Annotated in this window: 1 protein-coding gene and 1 pseudogene; both read left to right on the plus strand. The window is 63.0% G+C overall.

Annotated elements, in window-relative coordinates; translation table 11 throughout:
* Positions 1-692 (plus strand): annotated as a pseudogene (glyA, locus tag ENZ74_RS32305) (serine hydroxymethyltransferase); the annotation flags it as partial.
* 319 nt (positions 693-1011) lie between these two features.
* On the plus strand, positions 1012-1194 hold a 183-nt coding region (locus ENZ74_RS32310), incomplete at its 3' end, for a porin (RefSeq protein ID WP_206522389.1).

The raw sequence follows: 1194 nt of genomic DNA on the forward strand, positions 1-1194 counted from the left end.
TCGGCGCGCTGATGATGGTCGACATGGCGCATTTCGCCGGCCTGGTCGCCGGCGGCGTGCATCCCAACCCGGTCGAGGTCGCCGATATCGTCACCACCACGACGCACAAGACGCTGCGCGGCCCGCGCGGCGGTATGATCCTGACCAACAACCAGGACATCGCCAAGAAGCTGAATTCGGCGGTGTTCCCTGGCCTGCAGGGAGGCCCGCTGATGCATGTCATTGCTGCCAAGGCCGTTGCCCTGGGTGAAGCCTTGGAGGACGGGTTCAAGACCTATGCCCGGCAGATGGTGGCGAATGCCAGAAAGCTGGCCGCGACGCTTGGCGAGCGCGGATTCGACATTGTCTCCGGCGGAACCGATACGCATCTGCTGCTGGTCGACCTGCGCGGCAAGGGCCTGTCCGGCAAGGACGCGGAGGAGGCGTTGGGCAGGGCAGGGCTGACCTGCAACAAGAACGGCATTCCTTTCGATCCGGCGCCGCCTGCCGTCACCTCCGGTATACGGCTGGGCACACCGGCCGCCACCACGCGCGGTTTCGGCGAGGGCGAGTTTGCCCGTGTCGGCAATCTCATAGCCGACGTGCTGGATGCGGTCGGAACGCAATGGGGCGCCGAACAGGAGAAGGCGGCTCGGCGGTCGGTCGAGGAGCTTTGCGAGGCATTCCCGATCTACGAGCCCAGACCCGGTTGACCGTCCGGGGAGCGCGCCACAGGCAGATACATGGCTGCCGCGGACAGGGCATTAGCCACAGATATGGTTTTGCGTAGCAGCGCCATTCGTGACGAGTTGCGCCTGTCCTAACGTCATCGCGAAATCACCGCATACATCCACCGCCAAGTTTGTCGTCCGAGCCATTTTGCAAGCAATTTCCGTCGATTGACGGAAGTGGCGCCTTCGGCTGCGGACGGCAGGAGGAGCTTGGATCCATGGGTGCGGCGTTTTCCGGGGAGCGGGTTGCCAGCCTCGAAAGATACCCTGGCTTTTTTTGATCTTTTGAATGGAGAGGAAAATGAACATCAAGAGCCTTCTTTTCGGCTCAGCTGCGGCTCTGATCGCAGTTTCCGGTGCGCACGCCGCCGACGCCGTCGTTGTTGCCGAGCCGGAACCCGCTGAATACGTCAAGATCTGCGACGTCTACGGCGCTGGTTACTTCTACATCCCCGGCACCGAAACCTGCCTGCGCATCGGCGGC

The sequence above is a fragment of the Mesorhizobium sp. M7A.F.Ca.CA.002.15.2.1 genome, assembly GCF_003998715.1.
Lineage (GTDB): Bacteria > Pseudomonadota > Alphaproteobacteria > Rhizobiales > Rhizobiaceae > Mesorhizobium > Mesorhizobium ciceri.